The sequence below is a fragment of the Vibrio sp. 10N.222.52.B7 genome, assembly GCF_041474275.1.
GTDB lineage: Bacteria > Pseudomonadota > Gammaproteobacteria > Enterobacterales > Vibrionaceae > Vibrio > Vibrio crassostreae_C.
The window spans coordinates 1-3,880 of sequence record NZ_JBFRTU010000195.1 but is presented as its reverse complement, the minus strand read 5'-3'; the positions used below and the strand labels follow the sequence as shown (position 1 = coordinate 3,880).

The 3,880-nt window shown below is 35.7% G+C and carries 3 protein-coding genes and 1 pseudogene; 3 read left to right on the top strand and 1 reads right to left on the bottom strand.

Going from position 1 to position 3,880, the window contains the following annotated elements; genetic code table 11:
• Positions 1–176: 176 nt before the first annotated feature.
• From AB4512_RS22335 to AB4512_RS22325, 3 genes are all read left to right on the top strand, one after another.
• Positions 177–1,259 carry a glycosyltransferase family 4 protein gene (locus tag AB4512_RS22335; protein ID WP_372175725.1) on the top strand — a complete coding sequence of 361 codons (1,083 nt, stop codon included), beginning with the start codon at positions 177–179 and terminating at the stop codon, positions 1,257–1,259.
• Position 1,260: 1 nt separating this feature from the next.
• Positions 1,261–2,421: a glycosyltransferase gene (locus tag AB4512_RS22330; RefSeq protein ID WP_372175724.1), complete on the top strand. Its 1,161-nt coding sequence runs from the start codon at positions 1,261–1,263 to the stop codon at positions 2,419–2,421.
• Positions 2,422–2,492: 71 nt separating this feature from the next.
• Positions 2,493–3,239 (top strand): glycosyltransferase family 2 protein, encoded by a 747-nt coding sequence (locus tag AB4512_RS22325; protein WP_372175723.1) that lies wholly within the window; start codon positions 2,493–2,495, stop codon positions 3,237–3,239.
• Between the two features lie 84 nt (positions 3,240–3,323).
• Here the strand turns inward: AB4512_RS22325 and AB4512_RS22320 are convergent.
• A pseudogene (locus tag AB4512_RS22320) lies at positions 3,324–3,863 on the bottom strand (transposase); the annotation flags it as partial.
• Positions 3,864–3,880 lie beyond the last annotated feature (17 nt).

Genomic DNA, 3,880 nt, shown 5'->3' with positions numbered 1-3,880 from the left:
CCAGTTATTTGTTATTTTAATATTCATAATATTCCTATTGGGTCAGTTTAAAGGAAGCTTCTTTCTAAACTCAGCTATGAATTCTAAATTGTACTTCCTCGTTATAATAGGCGCAATTTATGCGAGTAAAAAACCAATGTTAACTGATTGAAGCATTATTGTGAGCGTTTTAATTAATGAAAAAAATATTAATTGTTTCTAAAGAGTACCCACCTTTTGTGGGTGGTGCTGGTACTGTTGCTTCTGAATATTGTAAGCTTCTTTCTGGTGAGTTCGACGTAAAAGTCTTGACTGTATCCCATTCAAAAAAAGGTTATTCAGATAACGTTGTGGCTGTAGAAAATGATTTTCTGTGGCCCTTTAGGTTTAGACATTATATCGTAAAAAATGATTTTGACCTCGTGATTTTTAATGACTCTTCAGCGATATATTTTCTGGGGTTATTTTTTTGGTCAATGAAATTACCATTATGTGTAGGGTTTTTACATGGCAGTGAACCGGAAAAAATTATAAATCCAATATCTTTAAAACGAAAACTTATTGCGTATAAGTTCTTTTACCTTAAAGGTTTAAATGCGGTTAACAGGGTAGTCGCTGTAAGCAAGTTTATGAGGAATAAGTTTTTACGCAGTATTGAACCTAAAAAGCTGGAAGCTCGAATAGATGTGTTGTACTCACCTGTCGATAAGTTTAGTTTTGTCTCTGAAAATCAGCCTTACCTTGCCAATTCGCCTAAAGATGAAAAGCATATTTTGACTGTTGGGAGAGTTATTAAAGGAAAAGGGCATGATAGGCTTCTTTTAATCTTTGAAAGGTTATATAAAAGTGATTCTTCTTGGCGTTGGTCTGTTGTTGGAGATGGAGAAGAATTAGCCAACTTGAAGTCGAAAGCTCTAAGTCTTGAGGTTGGAAGTAATGTTTTTTTTCACGGAAATAAATCCAGGATGGAGTTAAAAAGCTACTATGAGCGGGCATCATGTATGGTTCAAATATCTGACTTAGAGGAATCATTTGGATTAGTTTACATTGAAAGTAATCTGTTCGGCACTCCTGTTATTGGTCGTAAACATTCAGGAATGCTAGAGTCTATAAATGATCAGGTATCGGGATACTTGTTGGACAGTGACGAAGAGATATACCAAACTTTAGTAGAACAAAAGTTTCTAAAATTAAACGAAAATGAAATAAGAAGTCATGCTAATAGATTTAATGGTCATGTTATTGTCGACTATTTTTGTGAATTAATGAGGAGAGGTTAGTGTGGCCTTGAATAATATCGCGTTTATATTTCCTAAGTTCCCCGTAAAATCAGAGACATTTGCTTGTTTAGATGTTAAATCACTATTAAACAATGGGGTTAACATCGATGTATATACTCTGAGAAGTAGTGGTAATGATAAAGAATCAATACTGAAAGAAAGAAAACTAGAGGGATTATTTGTATGTGAAAGTAGTTTTATTAGTTCATTTCTAAGTATCTTAAAATTTGCAAATGCATTTCTTTATCTTTTGTATGTTTCAGTAGTATACGAGAAAACCATGAGGAATACTCTTAGAGTTATTTTCCATATACCCTCGTCAATATATATTTGGAGCAAAATAAAAAGTAATAACTATCAATGTGTCCATTTGTTTTGGGGACATACTCCGTCACTTGTCGGGGTGTTGATTAGTAGATATTCACCCCAAATAAATTATACGATGTTCCTTGGTGCTTATGATTTATATCTTAAAATGGGAATTTCTAAATTAGCTTGTAATAATGCTAAAATCATATTTACCCATGCAAAATGTAACATTAACACTATAGTTGAAAATAATGGAGTAGGACCTGAAAAAGTAAAGGTTATTTACCGAGGTATTGATATTTGTAAAGTGGAAGATTACCAGTTGGATAAGATACCAAGCTCATGGATACTTTCAAGTAGATTGATTCCATCGAAACGCGTTGACTTAGCAATAAATCATTTCAAATCGGTAGTAAATTCTGACGACAGCTCTACTTTACATATTTTTGGGGATGGAAGTGAAAGAACAAAACTTGAGAGGTTAGTTAGTGACCTAAATCTAACTGAGCATATTAAATTTTATGGACATGTTAGCCAAGAAAGAATGTTTGAAACAATGGCTAAATGCGAATTTGCATTACTTTTATCACAAAAAACAGGAGAGTGTTTACCTAATGCAGTCAAGGAGGCTATGTCTTTCCGATGTAAAGTTCTTGTTTCTAACACTCCCGGTATCAAAGAACTGATCCCAAACTCAATGCTAGGGGTTGTCGTAGAAAGTGATTTTGATAAGATCAGTCCTTGCATGTTCTCTGAAGTATCTCCTAAACTAGCAAAGCAACATATACATGACTACTTCGATAGTGACAATTCAGCAAAGTCTTACATTGAATATTGGAAGCAACTTGCATGACAATTCTAGTCATTCAAGAATTTATTTTGATAAATGATTGCATTACTGTTAATTAAAAATTGGTACTTATAGTGATTTCAATAATTACACCATCTTACAATAGCATGCCATATATATTAAAAACTTATCAGTCAATTCTCAATCAAACCTATGAGAATTGGGAGTGGGTGGTTACGGATGATTGTTCGAGTGACGGTACATTCGAGGCATTGTTGGAGCTCTCTGCCCAAGACTCGAGGGTAAAGGTTTTTTCGAACAAAGAAAACTCAGGTGCAGCAGTTTCAAGAAATAGCTCTATTAGTGAATCTACGGGGGACTTTCTAGCATTTATTGATAGCGATGATGAGTGGCTGCCCAATAAGTTGGAAACTCAGATAAAGTTTATGGAGTCTAATAACGTAAACTTCTCATTTACAGCCTATGAGCTAATAGATAAAGATAATAGAAAACTGGGTCAATCCGTTGATACAGTAGCGAGCAATACTATTTCTTATGAAGATATGCTAAGAAAAAAATCAACAATAGGGTGTTCAACTGTTATGTTGAGACGTAGCGCATTTGATGACTTAGCCATGCCTTTATTGCGAACAGGTCAAGATTATGCATTGTGGCTGAAACTATTAAAAACCGGTCACGTTGCTTATTCGATAACCCAGATTCTTACACATTATCGTATATTGCCCGATTCGATATCTCGAAATAAATTAAAAAAATCCTTGAGGCAATGGATGATATATCGTGAAGTTGAGAAGTTAAGCTTTGCAAAAAGTTTTGAGTGTTTCATTTTTTACGCCTGGAGAGCAGTCTTTAGACGATGATTATATTGTGTGATTTAAATTAGTATATTTTTGATTTGATTGTAGCGGTGTTTTTCAAGGTAGTTGTCATCATTTGCTTACTTATTAAGCAGCTTCTCTTTCTGGATTTAGGTGAACGTCACCAACAGGTTCACAGTTTCTGATATCACCAGGCCAGCGTTCAGGGTTTAGCTCTTTTGCAGCGAGTAGTACCTCCGCTCGGCGCTTCAAGATCTCTTTATCTTTTCCATTGTGACGCTCTGAAGGCGTGACATAATTCAGCTTACTGTGCTTGTGCTCCGTGTTGTACCAGCGTACGAAGGCTTCAACCCAACTTCGACTACTGTCGATTGTTTCAAAGCCCTTTGTTGGCCAGCTTGGCATGTACTTTACCGTGCGGAACAATGACTCAACATACGGGTTATCATCACTGACTCTTGGGCGACTATACGATGAAGTAATACCTAACTCTTCCATTTTTGCTTTGAACGTCAACGACTTCATCGGCGCACCATTATCTGAGTGAAGAACCAGTGCTTGATTGAAGCACTGCTCTCGCATCAACGTTCGTTGCAGAAGTTGTGACGCTAGCTCACCGCATTCATGCTCATACACTTCATAACCAACAATTTTTCGACTGTAGACAGGGCAAGATCATGAAA